At 40.6% G+C, this 19,804-nt stretch carries 18 protein-coding genes and 1 pseudogene; 17 read left to right on the forward strand and 2 right to left on the reverse strand.

The features are described 5' to 3' along the window. From csm4 to csm6, 4 genes are read left to right on the forward strand one after another with little or no spacing between them, the layout of a single operon-like run. Complete coding sequence (gene csm4 / locus O3627_RS02685; RefSeq protein WP_343091763.1) at positions 1-900, forward strand: type III-A CRISPR-associated RAMP protein Csm4; 900 nt, start codon at positions 1-3, stop codon at positions 898-900. A 1-nt stretch (position 901) separates the two neighbouring features. Further along, on the forward strand, positions 902-1,981 hold the full coding sequence (gene csm5, locus O3627_RS02690; RefSeq protein ID WP_343091762.1) for a type III-A CRISPR-associated RAMP protein Csm5: 1,080 nt from the start codon (positions 902-904) through the stop codon (positions 1,979-1,981). Beyond that, complete coding sequence (locus O3627_RS02695; protein ID WP_111675766.1) at positions 1,978-3,147, forward strand: type III-A CRISPR-associated protein Csm6; 1,170 nt, start codon at positions 1,978-1,980, stop codon at positions 3,145-3,147. Before csm5 ends, O3627_RS02695 begins: the two co-directional genes overlap by 4 nt. Further along, positions 3,144-4,424: a type III-A CRISPR-associated CARF protein Csm6 gene (csm6, locus tag O3627_RS02700; RefSeq protein WP_111675767.1), complete on the forward strand. Its 1,281-nt coding sequence runs from the start codon at positions 3,144-3,146 to the stop codon at positions 4,422-4,424. The genes O3627_RS02695 and csm6 overlap by 4 nt, the downstream gene beginning before the upstream one ends. A 79-nt stretch (positions 4,425-4,503) precedes the next feature. On the opposite strand, the gene O3627_RS02705 is transcribed toward csm6, so the two are convergent. Further along, positions 4,504-5,412, reverse strand: a complete 909-nt coding sequence (locus O3627_RS02705; RefSeq protein ID WP_002897493.1) for a LysR family transcriptional regulator — start codon at positions 5,410-5,412, stop codon at positions 4,504-4,506. Positions 5,413-5,658: 246 nt separating this feature from the next. Here O3627_RS02705 and O3627_RS02710 point away from each other — a divergent pair, with 246 nt between their 5' ends. The 13 genes and pseudogenes from O3627_RS02710 (at position 5,659) to nt5e (ending at position 18,943) form a co-directional block, all read left to right on the forward strand. Then, positions 5,659-6,504, forward strand: coding sequence for a hypothetical protein (locus O3627_RS02710; RefSeq protein ID WP_343091761.1), 846 nt, complete (start codon positions 5,659-5,661; stop codon positions 6,502-6,504). 30 nt (positions 6,505-6,534) lie between these two features. Then, positions 6,535-7,505: pseudogene (locus O3627_RS02715) on the forward strand (hypothetical protein). 103 nt (positions 7,506-7,608) lie between these two features. Continuing rightward, positions 7,609-8,520, forward strand: coding sequence for a dihydroorotate dehydrogenase electron transfer subunit (locus O3627_RS02720; protein WP_185756110.1), 912 nt, complete (start codon positions 7,609-7,611; stop codon positions 8,518-8,520). Positions 8,521-8,531: 11 nt separating this feature from the next. After that, the gene (locus O3627_RS02725) at positions 8,532-9,470 is read left to right on the forward strand and encodes a dihydroorotate dehydrogenase (protein ID WP_125382290.1); all 939 of its coding nucleotides are present in this window, start codon (positions 8,532-8,534) and stop codon (positions 9,468-9,470) included. A gap of 247 nt (positions 9,471-9,717) precedes the next feature. After that, positions 9,718-10,410, forward strand: coding sequence for an orotidine-5'-phosphate decarboxylase (pyrF, locus tag O3627_RS02730; RefSeq protein WP_125382289.1), 693 nt, complete (start codon positions 9,718-9,720; stop codon positions 10,408-10,410). A 79-nt stretch (positions 10,411-10,489) separates the two neighbouring features. Continuing rightward, positions 10,490-11,119, forward strand: coding sequence for an orotate phosphoribosyltransferase (pyrE, locus tag O3627_RS02735; protein WP_125337505.1), 630 nt, complete (start codon positions 10,490-10,492; stop codon positions 11,117-11,119). Between the two features lie 111 nt (positions 11,120-11,230). Beyond that, positions 11,231-12,769 (forward strand): glycosyltransferase family 39 protein, encoded by a 1,539-nt coding sequence (locus tag O3627_RS02740; RefSeq protein WP_125382287.1) that lies wholly within the window; start codon positions 11,231-11,233, stop codon positions 12,767-12,769. Beyond that, the gene (locus tag O3627_RS02745) at positions 12,766-13,518 is read left to right on the forward strand and encodes a DUF4336 domain-containing protein (protein ID WP_125382285.1); all 753 of its coding nucleotides are present in this window, start codon (positions 12,766-12,768) and stop codon (positions 13,516-13,518) included. The genes O3627_RS02740 and O3627_RS02745 overlap by 4 nt, the downstream gene beginning before the upstream one ends. 66 nt (positions 13,519-13,584) lie before the next feature. Continuing rightward, positions 13,585-14,202 carry a hypothetical protein gene (locus O3627_RS02750; protein WP_260468523.1) on the forward strand — a complete coding sequence of 206 codons (618 nt, stop codon included), beginning with the start codon at positions 13,585-13,587 and terminating at the stop codon, positions 14,200-14,202. Positions 14,203-14,212: 10 nt separating this feature from the next. Beyond that, on the forward strand, positions 14,213-14,866 hold the full coding sequence (locus O3627_RS02755) for a uracil-DNA glycosylase (RefSeq protein WP_002900283.1): 654 nt from the start codon (positions 14,213-14,215) through the stop codon (positions 14,864-14,866). A gap of 8 nt (positions 14,867-14,874) precedes the next feature. After that, positions 14,875-15,339 carry an 8-oxo-dGTP diphosphatase gene (locus O3627_RS02760; protein ID WP_002900284.1) on the forward strand — a complete coding sequence of 155 codons (465 nt, stop codon included), beginning with the start codon at positions 14,875-14,877 and terminating at the stop codon, positions 15,337-15,339. 12 nt (positions 15,340-15,351) lie between these two features. Continuing rightward, positions 15,352-16,620, forward strand: coding sequence for a dihydroorotase (locus tag O3627_RS02765; RefSeq protein WP_032905790.1), 1,269 nt, complete (start codon positions 15,352-15,354; stop codon positions 16,618-16,620). Positions 16,621-16,783: 163 nt separating this feature from the next. Then, positions 16,784-18,943 (forward strand): cell surface ecto-5'-nucleotidase Nt5e, encoded by a 2,160-nt coding sequence (gene nt5e / locus O3627_RS02770; RefSeq protein ID WP_125337504.1) that lies wholly within the window; start codon positions 16,784-16,786, stop codon positions 18,941-18,943. A 39-nt stretch (positions 18,944-18,982) separates the two neighbouring features. On the opposite strand, the gene plsY is transcribed toward nt5e, so the two are convergent. Further along, positions 18,983-19,633 carry a glycerol-3-phosphate 1-O-acyltransferase PlsY gene (plsY, locus tag O3627_RS02775; protein ID WP_002918952.1) on the reverse strand — a complete coding sequence of 217 codons (651 nt, stop codon included), beginning with the start codon at positions 19,631-19,633 and terminating at the stop codon, positions 18,983-18,985. Between the last annotated feature and the right edge of the window lie 171 nt (positions 19,634-19,804).

A 19,804-nucleotide genomic window follows, 5' to 3' on the forward strand; every position in this document is an offset into this window, starting at 1 on the left:
ATGGCCTATAAAATGTATCTCTTGAGCTTTCAGACTGCTCATTTCGGTACTGGTAAATTAGATAGTACTGCTTTTACTTTTACAGCTGATCGTTTATTTTCTGCGCTGTTTATTGAAGCTATTAAGATGGGCAAAGAAGAGGATTTTCTATCTTTAGTCCGACAGGATGATTTTGTGCTATCAGATGCATTTCCTTTTGTTGATATGCCATTTTTACCAAAACCAATCGGCTATCCTAAAATGGATAAATTACCCCAAATGAATGACCTTGTTGAGCAGAGAAAACAAGCGAAAAAAACAAAAAAATTAAGTTACATCCGTTTAGATGATTTTGAAGCTTTTTTGAATGGAAAAGTATTAGATAACAAGGAATTTGGAAAACTGAATATCGTTACCAAAAATCAGCCTTTTATGGATGGACATTTATTTCAGGTTAGAACAATTACTTATCAAGAGAATGTTTCTCTATACCTTATTGCTAAACAAAGTCAGCTTTTTGATGAACTTATGACTGCACTGCAATTTTCTGGACTGGGCGGGAAAAGAAGTTCTGGCTATGGAAGGTTTGATCTTGAAATAAAGGATGTACCAGAGAAACTGTCTAAACACTTAGCTTTTGAAGCTGTATCAAATGTTATGACACTAACAACAGCACTGCCAAATGATGATGATTTAGAAGAAGCTATTTGCAATGGACAGTACTTGTTGGCTAAATCAAGTGGCTTTGCCTTTAGCAACAGCTATCAAAGTAATTTTAGGAAGCAAGATTTCTATAAATTTAAAGCTGGCTCAACTTTTTCAAAATCATTTCGAGGGCAGATTGCTGATATAAGGCCGGTCAATTTCTCCCATCCGGTCTGGAATTTTGCCAAACCGCTTTTTTATAAATTGGAGGTCTAGTATGAAACATGAATACAGAACATTTAAGCTGACTCTTCGTACTATGGCGCCATTACATATTGGAAGCGGAGAGAAGTATACTAGTCGCGAGTTTATTTATGAAAATGGAGCTTACTATTTTCCTGATATGGGAAAGTTTTACTCATCTATGGTTGAGAAAGGGTTATCAGATAAGTTTGAGTCTTTTCTGATGGAGCATGGTAAAGCATCTAGAAATAATCGATTAATTTCATTTGTAGAGGGAAATAGAATCAGGGAGCGAAATTTCGGTGGTTATAAAATCCAAGAGACAGGTTTTGAAAAAGATAAATCTACCAAGGGAACTATAAATGAAGTTTCTAAATACATCCGAGATGGATTTGGAAAGCCTTATATTCCAGGTAGTTCGTTAAAAGGCGCTATTCGAACTGTTTTGCTCAATACGCATCCTCAGTGGGAAAAGACAAATTTTGTTTCAGAAAAAAAACGAGAAAATAAAAGAGTAGTTCCTTGGGGAGCAAAGAAGAATGAAAATTTTGATGACATCTTTAATGAAATCAGGATTAGTGACAGTCTCTCGTTGAAAATCAAGAACAGAGAATTTCAAAGTCAAGATTTGATACTAGCACAGAAATGGGATTATTCTGCTATCACAAAAAATGCTAAACCAATTCCTTTATATCGAGAATCTCTTCCCCCTCTTACGATTGCTGAATTTGTTATTACTACTACATCTGATAGAGCGGCGAAGATGATTGAACAGCTTGGTAATTTATCGTTTAAATTTTATAATAACTATAAAGCTTTTTTCTTGGAGGAGTTTGACGAAAAATATTATCAAAAAAATGTTCAGTATCCTCTTTATTTAGGATCTGGAAGTGGTGCTTGGACAAAAACAGTATTTAAGCAGGCTGACGGAATTCTACAAAAACGATATAGTAGAATGAAAACTAAAATGGTTCGTAAGGGCGTATTGAAATTAACCAAAGCTCCCAATCTAAAGTTCTGTGTCAATGGTGATACTAGAACTATTGTTAGAAACACAGATAAGTTTTACGAAATGGGAAAAGTGAATTTTATTATTCAGGAGGTTTCTAAATGAGAATTTTGATCTCTTCGGTGGGTGATACAGATCCTATTCGAGGTTTTCGCGATGGTGCTCTTCTTCATATAGCTAGGAAATACAGACCAGACAAAATCATTATCATTTATTCAGAAAGAACTGTTCTACGACATGATAGGATAGTAGCAGCTCTTCACTCTATTGAAGAATCTTATAGTCCTGAAATAGAGCAATACCCAACAATCATTAAGAATTCCGAAGTTTTTATTTTTGATAAGATGTATGAACAAATTGAGAGGTTTCTAAATCCAGCATTCTTTAATAATACTGATGAATTTATTTTAAATTTATCTAGCGGGACGCCTCAGATTAAGTCTGCTCTATTTATTATTAATAGATTGAATGATATTAATGTAAAAGCTGTTCAAGTTCCTAGTCCGACTGGTTCTTCTAACGAGAGGTTAGAACATGATAATGAAGAAGATATTGATGAATTAATTGAGACAAACGAGGATAATAGTCCTAATTTTGAGGATAGGACGATAGAAGATAAATCAGAGAAGTTCAGACAAGCACTTTTAAAACGAACCGCTAAAAATTTGATTGAAAAATATGATTACAGAGCTGCCTTAGATGTTTTGAATAGCTTGATTTCTGATGATAATCTAAGAAAAGTTAAAGAAGAATTAAAGAATCTCGTGGATGCTCTGGATAGACAGGATATTCCCCAGAGACTAAAAAAGCGGAAGCTGGACGAAACTACTAAGCGAGTTTTAAATGCTTATCTGATTATTGATATTCAGAAAAAAAGAAGCAATGTTGGTGAAAGTTTTATCCGAATGAGATCGCTTTTAGAATTTATTGCTGAAGACTATATTAATAAAAATTATCCTCAAGAATTGAGGAATATTGAAAATTATTTTGATAGGAATTATATACTTTTTGGTGACTATATAACAATTTTAAAGAACAATCAAGAGTGGGAAATATTGAAGGAAATGAAACCGATTAGAGAGTTGACTTCCTCTAGAAATGCAATAGCGCATACTTTGGATTCCTTAAGTCCGGAAGATGTTAAGAAATTAAGCAGAGCACTGAAAGCTTTGAAGAAATTAATCTTAACCTACTATTCTTTTGATAAAAGTTTATTAGATTTCTATGAAAACACAAATGATAGATTGTTAGAAAGTTTGAATGCAAAATGAAAATTTTAATATCTGCAGTTGGGACGACAGATCCCATTATGAAGAATCACGATGGAGCTTTGCTGCATCTAACTCGAATATATCGTCCAGAAAAAATTGTTTTAATTTATAGCGAGGAGATGTTAGCTAAGAAGGAATGGATAGAAACGGCTCTTCAGTCTATTGAAGGCTATTCGCCAATCATTGTTGTCGATTCGACTATTTTAAAAAACGATGAAGTCTATATTTTTGATAAGATGTATGAAGAAATCACTCAGATTATTAAGCGTTATAAAAATGATGAAGATGAACTAATCTTAAATCTTTCTTCTGCGACTCCTCAAATAATTTCTGCGATGTTTGCTGCTAATCGAATCTATGATTATAATACTAGAGCTGTGCAAGTTGCGACTCCAGATAAATCAGCTAATCGACGTTTTGATCCAGCTTCCGGGCCTGACATTGAAGAATTAATTGATACAAATATAGATAATAGTAGTAGCTTTGAGAATCGTAGCTTAGAAGATAAATCTGAAAAGTTTAATCAGTCTTTGGTGAAACGCTACCTGAGACAACTTATCAAGCAGTATGATTATGCAGCAGCGCTTGCAATTCTGACGAAAAAAGATAACAAAATTCTGTCTAAAACAAAGCAAAAGAAAGTATGTGCTATTCTGGAAAATTTTGTTAATGTGTTTAGAAAACAATCACTGCTAGCAGATATTTCAAATCAAGATTTTAGTGCTCAAGAGGCTAAAGCGATCAACTACTTTTTAATGATTGATATTTTAAATCGTCGAGGACATATTGCTGATGTTTTGATAAAATCAAAATCTCTTGCCGAATTTCTTTTAGAAGAGCTTCTTCGTAAAGAGCATCCTAACCTCATTATCAGAACTGACAATTTACCTAGATTAAATCCAGAACACTCAGACTCTGATGAAATTATTACTTATATTGATTCTATTCTAAAGAAGGAGAGAAGTATTGAAAAAGAAGAGAGAATTTTTCAATACAATTCTGTTTTAAATCTGCTGTCATTTTATAATATTTTAGAGTTTTATAAAGAAGATGAGGATTTGATGGACAGTATCAAGGTTGTAAAAAGTTTCAATGGAGAGCGAAATAACCTTGCTCACGGTTTGATGGAGATTGATAGTCAGACTGTAAATAATAAAAGGATGCTGAAATTAATCAGAGCTTTGCAAGCAATGCTTCAGTATAATTACTCCTTTGATGTAGAATGGTTTAGTTATTTTGATAAGAAAAATGAATTTTTACTTGATCAGTTAAAATAAGCCAGCTTGTAATCAATTATGGTTCTTTAAACTGTAAAAAAACCCGCATCGGTTATCCCGATACGGGTTTAATCTATTATTATTTATCAAACTTCACTTCCTCAATCAGATACTCAATGAAGCGTTCTCCCATTTTGGATAGGCTGGCTTTTTCGTGCTGGATGTAGACCAGCTCAATCGGATCATCAATGTCCAGTGGGATTGACACGATATTATCTCCGTTGAGGTTGCTGTTGAGAATACCGGTTGCAATCGTATAACCATCCAGACCAATCAAAAGGTTAAAGAGGGTCGCACGGTCACTGACGACGATTGATTTTTTATGGTGTTCCTGAGAGAGAATTTCCTCAGAAAAGTAGAAAGAGTTGTGAGTCCCTTGGTCGTAGCTGAGGTAGGGGAAGTTTTCTAAATCAGATAATTGAACCAGCTTTTTCTTGGCCAGCGGATTGGACTTGCTGACAAAGATATGGGGCTGCGCTGTGAAGAGATGAGTGGCAATCAAGTGATTGTCATCCAGCATCTTGGATAGGACATCGCGGTTGTAGCTATTGAGAAAGAGGACGCCGATTTCACTGCGGAAGTTTTTTACGTCATCAATAATTTCCCAAGTCCGAGTTTCCCGCAGAAAGAGCTCGTATTTCTCCATATCGCTTTTTTTAAGCAGGGAGACAAAGGCATTGACCACAAAGGCATAGTGCTGGGCAGACACGCTAAAAAGCTCACGGTGGGCGACAGGGTTTTTGTATCGCTCCTCTAGAAGCTGAGTCTGCTCAACTACCTGCCGGGCATAGGAAAGAAACTCCATGCCGTCCTTGGTCAAGGTAATTCCTTTGGGATTGCGAATAAAAATCTCGATACCCATTTCATTTTCCAAATCCCGTACAGCATTGGATAAGCTAGGCTGGGTAATGAAAAGCTGCTTTGCAGCTTCGTTCATACTGCCAGTCTCGACGATTTTGATAATATAGTGTAACTGTTGAATTCTCATAGGACTATTTTATCACAAACTGGGGATTTTTTCCCGATAAATCAATGAAAGCTAGCATGTTTTTATAATTGAATTTATTAAAATGGACAGATGGTAAAAGAAATTCTATTGGATATAGTGACATTTTTAAAGTTTATTCTTATCGGAATTATAGAGAGATTTTATCAAGTCTTTTATAATGAAACAGGTTTTGCAATTTCAAGTTATTCGTGATATGATGATTTTTAGACTGTAAAAGGAGTAGTTATGAAGAGAAAAGAGGATTCTTTTGAAGATATTGCTTTTGAGTTAGAGAAGGAGACTTCTAAGTCTAAGTTCTTACCATTCGTTCTATTAGCCATTATTGGCTTTTCTATCGTTGGAGCAGTATTTTTAATGCTTTCCATACCGGAAAAAGCTAAATCTAAGCAACCAGTGAGCCAGTCAAGTAAGATTATTTCACCATCAAAAGAATTAGAGGATAAGGAGACTGAAGTAAAAAAATTCGCTGAAAGTCTTACAGTTCCTCCAGAAAAAAGTGGTTCCTTTCTTTGGACGGTTGACAAGGCAGTTTCTCTACCCATGGACAAAGCTAAAGGCGGAGCGGCCTTGGAAGATGTTTTAAGAGAATTTGGAAGACCTGTTGAAGCTGGTTCGTGGATTGATTTTTCATCAAATAATGAAATTCAAAAGCATATTCGTCTTTTTTGGAAAGAGAAGGATGGTGCTCTTGGTTATGTTTCTTTAACCTTTGCTGAATTTGATGGTGTCTATAAGCTCATTTCCAAGTACCATTCTAACCTTGCAAGTGATGAAATTAAGGTGGATCAAAATCCTAATAGAAACTTTTTATGGACACAAGAATATATAGATAGTCTTGTTATTGGTGCTAGAGAAGGTACTGACAAAGGTACGGTGTATGATGAGATTGTTTCAAATGTTGGTTTGCCGCTGTATCAGACGATTTTGGGAGAGGACAATCAACTTCAAATGCGAGTTACTTATCATAATCCTCATTCTTTGACAAATCCGGAACAATTGAAGTCTGTCAATCTAGAATTCTATAAGCAAGAAGATGGAACATGGCGTTTGGTTTCTAAACAAAACCAGTAAACTAAAATAAAAAAGACAGAGGAGATAATCTTGAGAAGGAGTAGCAAGAAAAAACATGATGCTAATTCATTTAGAGCCATAAAAAAAGAACTTTATAAACAACAAAAGATAAAAAGAGAAGAACTTAGCATGATGGCCATACAGGAGGAGAAAAAAGGATTAATTCGGCCTTTATTCTTCTTTGTTTGACCTTGTCATTTGCTTTGTTCTTTGGCTTCTATTATTATTCTCAAAAGATTCCTAGAGCCAACCTTAAGTACAAATATAACAAGACAGTATCGTCGGTTAGTAGAGAAAGCTCTACTACTCAACAAGATGATGAGTCAGAAATAAATCAAGATCAAAAGGAACTGAAAAAGAAAATTGTTGAGGAAGATGAAAAAAAGTTTTCTTTTAATTGGACGTTAGACAATTTTGTAGAACTCAAAATAGGAAAGGTTGGGGAGTGGAAAAATAATCCGACTTTGGAAGAGGTTATTATGAAATACGGTAAGGGTTCAAATGTGAGTTTTACCGAAAATGGATTGACACTAACTTATAAGACAAGAATTGTAGATGTTCCTAGATATGGCTCATCAGGACATCCTCAGGAAATCAGTTTGGGTTTTTATGACCCCGATTCCAATGGAAAAAAGTACTATTTAATAACCAAAACGGCAGTTTACTTGGATGACATTCATAACCTACCAGCTACCAAAAATGAGTTTGTTTTTAAGTGGAAGCCAGAAGATACGGATACATTGACAGTAGGTGATAGTCAATATGGAAAAGGTGGAATGACATATCAAGAAGTTGTTGGGCGATTTGGACTGCCTTCAGATATTAATTTTTCTGGAAGCGATACAGATTATAGCCCGTTATCGTTGCAGGTGAATTATTTTAATATTCATCGTCCACCTGCTGAACGAAAATCGGATAGGGTGTCTTTGATTTTCAAGAGGCAGGAGGATGGCAGCTTTTGTCTTGCAGATGTAAGAAGTGAATTTGACAAGAGCTGGTAATGCTTCGATTCATTAGTGACATGAAAATTCTGATATTTTTATGCCTTGACATTCCTCATCGCTAACGATATAATGTTTACAATTTAACCTTTAATCAAGTCCAGTGAGGCTGCAAGGTGAGAAAAACGGTATAAGAGGCAGTTGGCTGCCTTGTTTTTTGCGAAACCTTGCTGCGGCGAGGTTTTTTCTTTTAGAAAGTGAGGTTGTCATGGTTAGTGACAGTTGCAAAAAGAGATTTGGAAAGATTATGCTGGAGCAGATGGAGCTATTGGAGCAAGTAGAAATTGCGCCTAATATTTTTTCTATGCTCCTAAAGGGGCAAATGGTCAGCCAGATGCAGGCTGGGCAGTTTTTACATATTCGGGTACCAGATGACAGCAAGCTTTTGCGCCGGCCTATCTCAATCGCAGAGATTGATCGAGGCAATCTGACTTGTCGCATCATTTATCGGATAGAAGGCGGCGGGACAGCTATTTTTTCTCAACTTCCAGTTGGGTCTTTTCTTGATGTTATGGGGCCCCAGGGCAATGGCTTTGATTTGAGTCCTGTAAGGACAGGTGACCACGCTTTGATTATCGGTGGTGGGATTGGTGTCCCTCCCCTGCTTGAGGTTGCTAAAGAATTGCATGCCAAGGGAGTTCAAGTGACAGCTGTACTAGGATTCGCTGATAAATCCGCTGTTATTTTAGAGGAAGAAATGAAAAAATACGCCGAGGTCATTGTCACGACGGATAACGGCTCTTATGGCCGCCAAGGCTATGTATCAGCCGTTGTGGATGAGTTGTCCCAAGACTATGCGGCTGTCTATTCCTGTGGAGCGCCAGCCATGCTCCAGTATGTGGACAAAAAGTTTCAGGACCATCCGCATGCTTATCTCTCCATGGAGTCTCGTATGGCTTGTGGTATGGGTGCCTGCTATGCCTGCGTCGTTCATGTGGCTGGTCAGGATGAGTCGGTCAATAAGCGTGTTTGTGAAGACGGTCCGGTCTTTGAGACGGGCACGATTATTGTTTAGGAGGGGTAAGAATGAGTGATCAACGTTTAAGAGTTTCCTTGCCAGGCTTGGACCTGAAAAATCCTATTATTCCAGCCTCTGGCTGCTTTGGCTTCGGTCAAGAATATGCCAAGTATTATGACTTGGGCTTGCTGGGTTCTATCATGATAAAGGCCACGACTTTGGAGCCCCGCTTTGGTAATCCTACACCGCGGGTGGCAGAAACGCCAGCTGGTATGCTTAATGCTATTGGTTTGCAAAATCCAGGTGTTGAGGTTGTTCTAGCTGAAAAACTGCCCTGGTTGGAAAAACATTATCCCGACCTTCCAATCATCGCTAATGTAGCGGGATTTTCCAATCAAGAATATGCCACAGTGGCTGGGAAAATTTCCCAAGCCCCCAATGTCAAGGCTATTGAGCTCAATATCTCCTGCCCTAATGTTGACCATGGAAATGCTGGCCTTTTGATTGGCCAAGTTCCAGAATTAGCCTACGAAGCAACCAAGGCAGCAGTAGATGCTTCTGCAGTACCTGTCTATGTCAAATTAACTCCGAGTGTGGCTGATATCACTCAGGTAGCTAAGGCTGTTGAAGACGCTGGTGCTGCTGGTTTTACCATGATTAACACCTTGGTAGGTATGCGATTTGACTTGACGACGTGCAAGCCTATTATTGCTAATGGCACAGGCGGTATGTCAGGCCCGGCTGTCTTTCCGGTAGCGCTCAAGCTGATCCGTCAAGTGGCGCAGACAAGCAAACTTCCCATTATTGGTATGGGGGGAGTTGATTCGGCGGAGGCTGCTCTGGAAATCTTTATAGCGGGCGCTTCAGCTATTGGAGTGGGAACTGCCAATTTCACGGATCCTTATGCCTGTCCGACCATCATTGAAGATCTGCCTGAGCTTATGGATAAATACGGCATCGAAAGTCTTGAAAGCTTACGTAAAGAAGTTCGAGAGAATTTGCTTTAAAGTTACATTTTTACTTGACAATACTGCTGTGAAATTATAGAATGAATTAAATATAACCTTTAAAGAAGTCCAGAGAGGCTACTAAGGTACATACGTTTGAATGGCAGATACTGCCACATTTTCGTGTAACCTTGCTCTCGGGCAAGGTTTTTCTATGGCTCTGAGCCTAATGCGAAGGTTGGTTTTGAGATATAAATGCCTAATGGACTTTTTTGAAGATAATAATTTAAAAGGAGATTTTCCCCTCATGCGTGAAGAACGGCCTATTATCGCCCTCGACTTTCCATCTTTTGACGATGTCAAAGATTTCTTGGAGCATTTTCCGGAAGATGAAAAACTCTATGTCAAAATCGGCATGGAATTCTTCTATGCCATCGGTCCAGAAATCGTTCATTATCTGAAAGGTCTTGGACACAGCATTTTCTTGGATCTGAAACTGCACGACATTCCCAATACGGTGCGCTCAGCCATGTCTGTCTTAGGAACTTTTGGTATCGACATGGTGACGGTCCATGCAGCAGGCGGTGTAGAGATGATGAGCGAAGCCAAGAAGGTCTTGGGAGATAAGGCTAAGTTGGTTGCGGTGACTCAGCTGACCTCGACCAGTGAGGAAGATATGCGTAATTGCCAAAATATCCAGACTACGGTTCAAGAGTCAGTTGTCAATTACGCTCGGAAGGCTAAAGAAGCTGGCTTGGATGGCGTCGTTTGTTCGGCTCAAGAAGTTGAACTGATTAAGGCGGCTACTGCAAATGACTTTCTCTGTGTGACGCCGGGTATTCGTCCAGCTGGATCAGAAATCGGTGACCAAAAGCGGGTCATGACTCCACAGGAAGCCCATCAAATCGGCAGTGATTATATTGTAGTCGGCCGTCCGATTATCCAAGCTGAAAATCCTTGGGATGCTTACCATGAGATCAAGAAGCAGTGGAATAGCTAAGTAAGAACAAGAGATACGATTTAAATCGTTATACGAAATTGACAGCATCATAAACATTCAAATTTATAAGGAGCAAAAAATGACTTTAGCAAAAGAGATTGCGCGTGATTTATTGAAAATCAAAGCTGTGTATTTGAAGCCAGAAGAGCCTTTTACATGGGCCTCGGGCATCAAGTCACCTATATATACGGACAACCGTGTGACCCTGGCTTATCCAGAGACTCGGACCTTGATTGAGAATGGTTTTGTCGAAAAGATTCGGGCGGAATTTCCTGATGTAGAAGTCATTGCTGGAACTGCGACAGCGGGCATTCCTCACGGAGCTATTATCGCTGATAAGATGAACCTGCCATTTGCCTATATTCGCAGCAAACCCAAAGATCACGGAGCGGGCAATCAAATCGAAGGTCGCGTAGCACCTGGGCAGAAGATGGTTGTCATTGAAGACTTAATCTCGACTGGCGGTTCGGTCTTGGATGCTATCGCTGCCGCTAAACGTGAAGGTGCGGATGTGATTGGCGCAGCAGCTATCTTTACCTATGAGCTACCAAAAGCAGAAAAGAACTTTAATGATGCGGGTGTGAAATTGGTGACTTTATCAAACTATACAGAGTTGATTCACTTAGCTGAGCAAGAAGGCTATATCAATGCTGAAGGATTAGCCTTGTTGAAACGATTTAAGCATGACCAAGAAAATTGGCAGGCCTAGACCGAATAGAAGTAAAATGATCTGACTCTTATTCAGGTCATTTTTCAGTAAAACGTCCTTGTCTTGCCTTTTAAAATAGCTTAAAGTCTCGGCATTTGGTATAATAGAGCTATGTCTAAGATTTATCATCTATCCTTTTCGATATTACAGAAAGTTATGCTGATTACGGCTGTTCACTGGTTTCTGATTGCCATCTGGCATATTTCAGAGCTGAATAGTATAGCTACGATTGCCTTTGCTGGCTTGGCTTATCTGGCCTATCGCTATCGGAATTTGCTAGGAAAAGCTTATCATTGGCTGATGAAGCATAAACTTCTTGTTATGCTAACTGCCTTTATTTTTCAGCTGATAATGCTCTTTTCAGCAGAGCTTTTGATTAGGCGGGATGCAGCAGTAGTTTTTACAGGGGCTTTCAAAACTCTGAAAGAAAGCTCCATTTCCAGCTATCTGACCCGCAACCCTAACAATGTCTCACTCTTTCTCTACGAGCGTTTTTTCTTTAATGTATTTGGGGAATCTGGTCTATGGGTCATGCAGGCCTTGAATATTGTTTATACTAACGTAACGGCCTTGATTCTCTACAAGGGCTGCCAAAAGTATTTTTCCCAAAAGGCTGCAGATGCTGTCTTTAGTCTTTATGTGCTTTTACTGGGCTTTTCTCCTTATTTCTTTTCAATGTATACCGATATTCCGCCCCTGCCTTTCATTAGTCTGCAGATTTTCCTAGTTCTGGGATTGCTGAAGGGAGAGGAGTCCAGCCGACAGCTGGTTTGGCGCAGTATCTTGCTTGGACTGATGACTAGTCTGGCTTTCTTCTTTAGACCAACAGTAATGATTCTGCTGATAGCTGTCTTTGGAGTTCTCTTTTTCAAAAAGAATTGGAAGAAGTTCTTTCTGACACTAGTCGTTTTTGCTTGCAGTTTTGCGATTAGCTATGCCCCGCTGCATTACTGGTCCAAGCATCAGAAGGAAGTGCCGATTATGGAGGGAGAGGGATTGGCAAAAGGTCCCCTGCTCTTTATCAATCTAGGTCTGACCTTTAATGGCCACAATCAGGAAGACATGAAAGAAGGGCTCTTGCAGTATATTGAGCCCGATAAGCAGTATGATTATAACAATGGCATGTTTGCAAAGGAAAATGTTATCAAGGAAATCAAGCGGCGCTTAAGTGAATATAATCCTTTGACTTTAGCTCATCATCTCTTCCACAAGCAGTCTTTGACTGTAGCAGAAGGAGATTTGGGCTGGCTCTACCGCAGTGTTGAAAATGAAAAGACGCCTTATATATCGCCTTTTTACCAAGATACGAAGGATAATCCTTTAACTCAGTTTGTCCGTGACTTCTTCTTGAATACTGACAAGTCAGAATTTGTCTATTTCTCGCTGTCCAAGCAGGTGGTCTGGATTGTCATGGCGGCAGGACTTGTCTTTGCTCTTTGGAAATATCGCTCCAGTGATGAGCTGAATTTTCTAACCCTAGCTGTTTTTGGTGGCCTGCTCTTTCTGCAGATTTTCGAGGGAGGGAAGACGCGTTATCTGATTCAGTTTTTGCCACAGATTCTAATTCTATCCGCCGTGGGCTTATCACAGTATCCACAAACTCTAGGAAAATTTATCTTTTGGACTAGAAAGAAGGAGTCTTTAGAATGAAAAGACCTGTTCCTATCTATGAACCGCTTTATAGCTTGAAGCCCATCGCCGAGAATATCTGGATTGTTGATGGTGATTTGATTGAGATGGATGCGGTGCTGACAAATCTGCCCTTTTCTACCCGCATGACTGTTATCAAGTTATCAAATGGTCAGCTCTGGTGCCATTCACCAATCCAGCCAAATCAAGCCTTGTTTGACCAGTTGGATGCTTTGGGACCAGTCGCACATCTCGTTTCACCTAATAAGATTCACTATGCTTATATTGCTGACTGGAAGAAGCGTTATCCGGAGGCAATTGCTTGGTCTAGCCCAGGTGTTGAAGAGAGAGCGGCCAAGCAGAAAATCCCAGTCTCTTTTGATGAAAAGCTGACGGATGAGGCTCCTGAAGCTTGGACAGGTCAGATAGATCAGTTGGTTTTCAAGGGAAGTTCTTATATTGAGGAAGTTGTCTTTTTTCATAGGGACAGTCAAACCTTGATTTTGACAGATTTGATTGAGAATTTTGAAACAGAGCATTTTCCAAATCAGATTCGCGGCAAGGCTTATAAATTAGTTCGAGTTGCAGCTCCGGATGGCCAGACACCTATTGACTACCGCATGACCTTTATCGGTCATCAAAAAGAAGCCAAAGAATGTCTAGAGCAGATGTTGGCTTGGCAACCTGAAAAAATCATCCTAGCCCACGGTTCTTGTTTTTTTGAAAATGGTACAGCAGAACTCAGAAGAGCGCTTAGGTGGATAAAATAGGAAAAGAAAATACTTATTGCCTTGTTCCAAGGAGGTTATCTCTAAAAATTTATGATAAAGAGAAGTTTGTTTTTTAATTTTATATACAAAATCGTTTTTCTTACGCTTCTGATTTTGCTGACCGTTTTTGCTTTTTCCTATTTGATTCATAATGGAAGTGGATATGTACGGGAAGAAGCGAGTAAGAGTGAGAGAAAAAGTTCTTATATAGGGGTTGCTGGTGGAATTATTATTTCTGGTTTCACTTTTGTTCGATTTCTTGAGTTAACTGAGCATATTAGCAGGCATAGAAAATATCTTAAACTAATGACGGAGGAATTATCTCCAACTCCTGATTTTGAAACAATAGAAGAAGAGGCTGACTTTCATGATAAAGAATTAAAGATTTTGATTTATAAGAATTGCCTCATTACTTATCATAACTATTTCTGTTTTAGGAAGATTGATTCTCAAATTTGGCAGATTTTCTTGAATAAATATCAGAAATATAGTCGATACAAGAGCAAGAAAAGCAAGTCCCTTTTGCCGCCGAAATTCTTCCTTGTTGTTAGAAATCAAGACTATAGGGAACAGTTTATGCCATTTAGGTACAAAGAGAAAAATTGGAGTCGCTTTAGTTCTTATCTAGCCGACCATTATCCGGCCATAGAGCTAGATGAACAAGTTCGTGAAATTGAGACGTAAGGAGACATGTATGCAGCATTCAGCTTGGCACGCTTTGATTAAGGAGCAGCTGCCGGAAGGTTATTTTGCAAAAATCAATCATTTTTTAGACGAAGTGTATGCTTCAGGGACCATTTACCCACCTAGAGAAAAGGTATTTAATGCGATTCAGACGACAGATTTAGCAGATGTTAAGGTGGTTATTTTGGGGCAGGACCCCTACCACGGACCTAGACAGGCACAGGGCTTGAGTTTTTCGGTACCTGATGACATTCCAGCTCCGCCTTCTTTGCAGAATATTCTTAAAGAACTGGCAGACGATATCGGAGTGAAGGAGTCGCATGATTTGACTTCATGGGCTAAGCAAGGGGTTCTCTTGCTCAATGCTGGTCTGACAGTGCCTGCTGGCCAGGCTAATGCGCATGCCGGCTTAATCTGGGAGCCTTTTACAGATGCTATTATCAAGGTAGTTAATGAGAAGAGCGATCCAGTTGTCTTTATCCTATGGGGTTCTTACGCCCGTAAGAAAAAAGCCTTGATTAGTAATTCCCAACATTTGATTATCGAGTCAGCTCACCCAAGTCCGCTGTCAGCTTACCGTGGTTTCTTTGGCAGCAAACCTTTTTCACGTACCAATGATTTCTTAGTGGCTAAGGGCTTGGAACCTATTGATTGGTTAGCTTAGGAGGTAGTATGGTTCAGTTAGCAACGATTTGTTATATCGATAATGGCCGGGAGTTTCTCATGCTGCACCGCAACAAAAAGCCCAATGATGTTCATGCTGGGAAGTGGATTGGTGTCGGTGGCAAGCTAGAGCGAGGAGAAACCCCGCAGGAATGCGCTGCACGCGAGATTCTAGAGGAAACAGGACTAAAGGCTAAACCTGTTCTCAAAGGCGTTATTACTTTTCCGGAGTTTACTCCCGACTTGGACTGGTACACCTATGTTTTTAAGGTGACTGAGTTTGAGGGTGAACTGATTGAATGCAACGAAGGGACTTTGGAATGGGTGCCCTATGACCAGGTTTTATCTAAACCAACCTGGGAAGGCGATCATACTTTTGTTGAGTGGCTTTTAGAAGACAAGCCTTTCTTTTCTGCAAAGTTTGTTTATGACGGAGATAAGCTATTGGATACGCAGGTGGACTTTTACGAATAAGGAGATAAGATGATGCTATTAATCAAAAACGGACGAGTTATGGATCCTAAGACTGGTTTTGACCAAATTACTGACCTCTTGGTCGAGGGGAAGAAAATTGTCAAAATCGGTCAAGATTTGCAGGCAGAAGGAGCAAAAGTTATTGACACGAGTGGTTTGGTTGTGGCTCCAGGTTTGGTGGATATACACGTTCATTTTCGGGAGCCGGGCCAGACTCATAAGGAAGATATTCACACGGGGGCCTTGGCAGCAGCAGCAGGTGGTTTTACGACCGTTGTAATGATGGCCAATACCAATCCGACCATTTCTACAGTTGAAACTCTGAAAGAAGTACTGGAGTCGGCTAGTCGGGAAAATATCCATATCAAGTCGGTTGCAACAATTACAGAGAATTTTGATGGACAGCATCTGACAGATTTTCAAGGTCTCTTGGCAGCTGGTGCAGTAGGTTTTTCTGATGACGGTATTCCACTGACCAACGCTGGCATTGTCCGCCAGGCGCTCGTAGAAGCACGTAAAAATGACACCTTTATCAGCTTGCACGAGGAAGATCCCAATCTCAACGGCATACTCGGTTTTAACGAGCATATTGCTAAAGAGCATTTTCATATCTGCGGCGCGACAGGTGTGGCAGAGTACAGCATGGTTGCTCGCGATGTCATGATTGCTTATGATGCAAAGGCTCATGTGCATATCCAGCATTTGTCCAAGGCTGAGAGTGTAAAGGTTGTGGAATTCGCTCAGAAGCTAGGCGCTCAAGTCACTGCTGAAGCAGCACCTCAGCACTTCTCTAAGACAGAAGCTTTGCTATTGACCAAGGGTAGTAATGCTAAGATGAATCCGCCTCTGCGCTTAGAATCGGACCGTCTGGCGGTTATTGAGGGGCTCAAATCAGGTATCATTTCTGTCATTGCGACGGACCATGCTCCACATCATGCTGACGAGAAAAATGTAGCCGATATCACTCAGGCGCCTTCTGGTATGACTGGGCTTGAGACTTCGCTTTCTCTGGGACTGACCTACTTGGTAGAGGCTGGTCATCTGAGCTTGATGGAGCTTTTGGAGAAAATGACATTTAATCCAGCTCAGTTGTATGGTTTTGATGCTGGATTCATCGCTCAGGATGGTCCTGCTGATTTGACAATATTTGATCCAGAAGCAGATAGACTTGTGACTGACCACTTTGCCTCCAAGGCAGCCAATTCACCTTTTGTTGGTGAAAAGCTTAAAGGCCAAGTGAAGTTTACTATCTGTGATGGGGAAGTTGTCTTTAAAGGATAATGCAGATTAGACTCTGATGAATTTCAGGGTCTTTTTTAACACAGAAAATTTTCTAGTAATTTTCTGAAAAACCGAATGTTTGTTAAAATAGTAGTGGTTTAGTTCCTTTTTAAGCAAAAAAGATGTATAATATAACAAAATACTAAAGAGGAGTGTTCGTTATATGAAGAAGAAATTTTTCATCTTACCTGTTCTATCAACGGTGCTTTTGGCACCTGCTTTTTTGGCCCATCAAGTCTCTGCAGAAGAGGCTCAGGCTAGTCCAGAGCCAGCAAAGGCTGAGTTGACCAATCAGCCAGCTGCTGAGACAGCTTCTGAAGTGCAACCAACTGCTCCAGCAGCTTCAGCAGAAGAAAAGCCAGCAGCAGATAGTCAGAATACAGCTGCTCCGGCTGGTCCAGCTGCGACAGAAGCCGCTGCAGCACCAGCCCAGTCTGAAAATCTACCAGAGGCTACGATTCTCCATACTAACGATGTGCATGGCCGCATTGTAGAGGAAAAAGGCGTTATCGGTGATGCTAAGCTGGCTACTGTTATCAAGGAAGAGCGCGCTAAAAATCCTAAAGTGCTAGTTGTGGATGCGGGTGATGCCTTCCAGGGGCTGCCAATTTCCAATAGCTCAAAAGGTGAAGAACGAGCGAAAATCCTCAATGAAATAGGCTACGATGCTATGGCAGTCGGAAACCATGAGTTTGACTTTGGTCTAGATGAGGCAAAGAAATACAAGGAAATTCTTAAATTCCCACTCCTAAGTTCCAATACCTACGCTAATAATGCTCGAGTTTTCCAAGCATCTACTATTGTAGACAAGGATCCAGCGGTTGAGGGAGATGAGTTTGTGGTAATCGGTGTGACAACACCTGAAACTGCTACAAAAACTCACCCTAAAAACATCCAAGGTGTTACCTTCACTGATCCAATCACAGAGGTTAATCGAGTTATTGACGAAATTGAAGCACGCGCAGCAGCAGAAGGAAAGAACTACAAAAACTACGTTGTTCTAGCTCACTTGGGTGTTGACACGACAACTCCGACTGAGTGGCGCGGTTCAACCTTGGCTGAAGCTCTTTCTAAAAATCCTAAGCTCAAAGGCAAGCGCGTAACCGTTATTGACGGCCACTCCCACACAGTAGAGTCTACGACTTATGGCGATAATGTCACCTACAACCAGACCGGTAGCTACCTACACAATATCGGTAAAGTGACTTTCAAGGCCAATCAGCTTCTGGGAAATCCTCAGCAAATTCCTGCTGAAACAGCTAAAAAAGTCGCTCCAGACCCAGTTGTAGCAGACATGGTCAGCAAGATTAAAGCCAGGTACGACGCTGATAATGCCAAGGTTATCGTGGCAAACAGCCCAGTAGAGCTTAATGGTGACCGTGAAAATGTCCGTGTTCGGGAAACCAATCTGGGTAATGTCGTAGCGGATGCTCTCTACGATTATGGTCAAACTGGCTTTGCCAATAAAACAGACTTAGCTGTTACTAACGGAGGCGGTCTGCGCGAAACTATTGCCAAAGACAAGCCAATCACCAAGGGAGATGTTATCGCCGTATTGCCTTTTGGGAATACTATTTCTCAAATCAAGGTTACTGGTCAAAATATTGCAGATATGTTTGCCAAATCTCTAGGCTCTATTCTCCAGGAGAAAGATGGTAAACCTGTGCTGGATGAGAACGGCCAACCCTTGCTAGAACCAAGCGGTGGTTACCTGCAAATCTCAGGAGCTAAAGTCTACTACGACACCACTCTGCCGGCTAATCAGCGTGTCCTTCACATCGAGATTAAGAATAAAGAAACTGGTGTTTATGAGCCTCTCGATCCTAATAAGACCTACTATCTGACGACCAATGACTTCTTAGCTGCTGGTGGTGACGGCTATACCATGCTGGGCGGCCCTCGTGAGGAAGGACCATCTATGGATGTGGCCTTTGCAGACTATCTGGCAAAAGCTGATTTGACAGTCTATGCGGTTATCAATCCAAACTCCCGCGCTATCTCTATTTCATCCACTAAGGATACAGACGGTGATGGCTATTCAGATATTGAAGAAATCAAGCAAGGAACGGATCCGGCTAATGCGGCTTCCTACCCAGCTGGTGCTAAAGCAGCTGATCCTGGAAAACAGGCAGCACCGCTGGTTAATACTCCAAAACAAACCAAGCAAGTACCTGTTCATGTTGCCAAGACCTTCACTAAGGATCCTGCAGCTAAAGAACTGCCACAGACAGGCAGCGAATCAACAGTTGCCCTGAGCCTAGTTGGTATTGTTTTAGGATTCTTTGGATTGGCAGGAATCAAGAAAAGTCACAAAGAAGACTAGTTAGAAGACACAATAAAACGGAAGTTGTTCACTTCCGCTTTATTTTTTAGCCTCAGGATTTTGATGTGTGATATTCAAGCCCCAAGGGATTAAGTTTTCTTTTTTCTGCTTGATACGTTGAATATTGTCCTTGTGCCGGAGGATAATAATCAAAGCCAGCGCAATGATAATCAGAGTAAAGAAGAGGTCATAAGCGGGCAGTATAAAGCCGACTAGAGGAAAGAGCAGAGCCGACAGGATAGCGATGACTGCTGAGAGCACGCTTGCCAGAGAAATCATACTTCCTAGATAGAGGATGCTGGTAAAGATGACAATCAGATAGACAAAGAAGGCTGGTGAGAAGCCCAGAACAACCCCTGCACTGGTTGCCACTGCCTTGCCACCCTTAAAGCCAGCAAAGATGGGAAAGGTATGGCCAATCACAGCCAAGAGGCCAAAGACAAGCGGCGAAACTCCCTCAATATGCAAAAAGAAAGGCAGCAGGGTCGCTGCAGTTCCTTTGAGAAAGTCGATCGCAAAAGTAGCCGTCCCCGCGGTCTTTCCCAAAATGCGGAAAGTATTGGTCGTTCCGGTATTGCCGCTGCCGTATTCCCGCAGGTTCTTCTTAAAGAAAATTTGCCCAATCCAAAGTCCAGTCGGAATAGAGCCCAGTAAGTATGCTAGTATTAATCCAATTATCGTGTTCATCATGATTTTATTATACCATTATTTCGCTTTCTTACAATAGAAAAGGATAGAATTTATAGCAGGAAATGTCTACTCGGATATTGGATTGTTCTTCGTGTAAAATTAGTCCTCATCAGCAGTTTTTTCAAAAAAATCTTTGCAATATTTGCCAAAAACTTGTAAGATAGAAAAGAT

Origin of the sequence: Streptococcus sp. 27098_8_82 (assembly GCF_041431615.1) — a bacterium.
Lineage (GTDB): Bacteria > Bacillota > Bacilli > Lactobacillales > Streptococcaceae > Streptococcus > Streptococcus sanguinis_K.

What these genes read in the sequence shown, in the direction of transcription:
- csm4 (WP_343091763.1), top strand. Translation starts at nt 1, where the DNA reads ATGGCCTATAAAATGTATCTCTTGAGCTTTCAGACTGCTCATTTCGGT.
- csm5 (WP_343091762.1), top strand. Translation starts at nt 902, where the DNA reads ATGAAACATGAATACAGAACATTTAAGCTGACTCTTCGTACTATGGCG.
- O3627_RS02695 (WP_111675766.1), top strand. Translation starts at nt 1,978, where the DNA reads ATGAGAATTTTGATCTCTTCGGTGGGTGATACAGATCCTATTCGAGGT.
- csm6 (WP_111675767.1), top strand. Translation starts at nt 3,144, where the DNA reads ATGAAAATTTTAATATCTGCAGTTGGGACGACAGATCCCATTATGAAG.
- O3627_RS02705 (WP_002897493.1), bottom strand. Translation starts at nt 5,412, where the DNA reads ATGAGAATTCAACAGTTACACTATATTATCAAAATCGTCGAGACTGGC.
- O3627_RS02710 (WP_343091761.1), top strand. Translation starts at nt 5,659, where the DNA reads ATGAAGAGAAAAGAGGATTCTTTTGAAGATATTGCTTTTGAGTTAGAG.
- O3627_RS02725 (WP_125382290.1), top strand. Translation starts at nt 8,532, where the DNA reads ATGAGTGATCAACGTTTAAGAGTTTCCTTGCCAGGCTTGGACCTGAAA.
- pyrF (WP_125382289.1), top strand. Translation starts at nt 9,718, where the DNA reads ATGCGTGAAGAACGGCCTATTATCGCCCTCGACTTTCCATCTTTTGAC.
- pyrE (WP_125337505.1), top strand. Translation starts at nt 10,490, where the DNA reads ATGACTTTAGCAAAAGAGATTGCGCGTGATTTATTGAAAATCAAAGCT.
- O3627_RS02740 (WP_125382287.1), top strand. Translation starts at nt 11,231, where the DNA reads ATGTCTAAGATTTATCATCTATCCTTTTCGATATTACAGAAAGTTATG.
- O3627_RS02745 (WP_125382285.1), top strand. Translation starts at nt 12,766, where the DNA reads ATGAAAAGACCTGTTCCTATCTATGAACCGCTTTATAGCTTGAAGCCC.
- O3627_RS02755 (WP_002900283.1), top strand. Translation starts at nt 14,213, where the DNA reads ATGCAGCATTCAGCTTGGCACGCTTTGATTAAGGAGCAGCTGCCGGAA.
- O3627_RS02760 (WP_002900284.1), top strand. Translation starts at nt 14,875, where the DNA reads ATGGTTCAGTTAGCAACGATTTGTTATATCGATAATGGCCGGGAGTTT.
- O3627_RS02765 (WP_032905790.1), top strand. Translation starts at nt 15,352, where the DNA reads ATGCTATTAATCAAAAACGGACGAGTTATGGATCCTAAGACTGGTTTT.
- nt5e (WP_125337504.1), top strand. Translation starts at nt 16,784, where the DNA reads ATGAAGAAGAAATTTTTCATCTTACCTGTTCTATCAACGGTGCTTTTG.
- plsY (WP_002918952.1), bottom strand. Translation starts at nt 19,633, where the DNA reads ATGATGAACACGATAATTGGATTAATACTAGCATACTTACTGGGCTCT.